Here is a 737-nt window from a genome sequence, read left to right as displayed (position 1 = left end):
TGAATCCTAAACCCAATCAATGACTTATGCCACACCCGCCAACCGCCAGGACGTACCCCGGTGCATAATCCGGGTTAAAAGCCCCGGCGACATATTCGGGCTGCCGGACTTGGTCGCACTGTTGCGCAAATTCCCCGAAGTTGAGACTGCCCACCCAAGGCTCTGGCAGCAAAGCAGCGCAGTCCTGAAGAAGCTCATCACTGGTGCCGTTGCAGACGCATTTGTAAAGCCGGCACCGATCCCGCCGGTGCTGGCCGCTTTGTTGCCGACCGCGACCAGTTCGGGCACCGCCGCGCCCCCCGAGCGCGATACCATATTCATCCTAAAATCGTCGCCGATCGACAATGAGTTTGCGCTTTGGCTCGCTCCCAAACTGGAGGCAGAAGGCTACCGTGTCTTCGCCGACGTGCTGACGCTGGAACCAGGGGATCGCTGGCGCCGCGAGATCAACCAGGCACTTGAGCACCGTGCCGCGAAGGTTCTGCTCCTAAGCCGCAACGCCACGCTTGATGATCCGTCGGTCCAGGATGATATCGACATCGCACTGGATGTCGCTAAACGAAGTGGTGAAAAGCGGTTCATCCTGCCCCTGCGACTAGAAGCCGGACGGAAGGTCAAAGGGATCGGCGACACGGTGGCCGTCGACTTCGTACGTGGCTGGGTGTCCGCCGTCAGCCCCTTTGGGACAGAAGTGGCTGATTGCGTAAGGGAGGATTTCTGGCTCATCGTAGTGACCG

Annotated in this window: 1 protein-coding gene; it reads left to right on the top strand. The window is 59.7% G+C overall.

From position 1 onward, the window contains the following. Positions 1 to 109: 109 nt before the first annotated feature. Positions 110 to 737 (top strand): toll/interleukin-1 receptor domain-containing protein (locus AC1Q7F_RS32610; RefSeq protein ID WP_492512708.1); only part of this gene is annotated, 628 nt, incomplete at its 3' end.

The sequence above is a fragment of the Niveispirillum sp. GW835-FHT14G11 genome, assembly GCF_058793615.1.
This window is presented reverse-complemented; position numbering and strand designations above follow the sequence as displayed.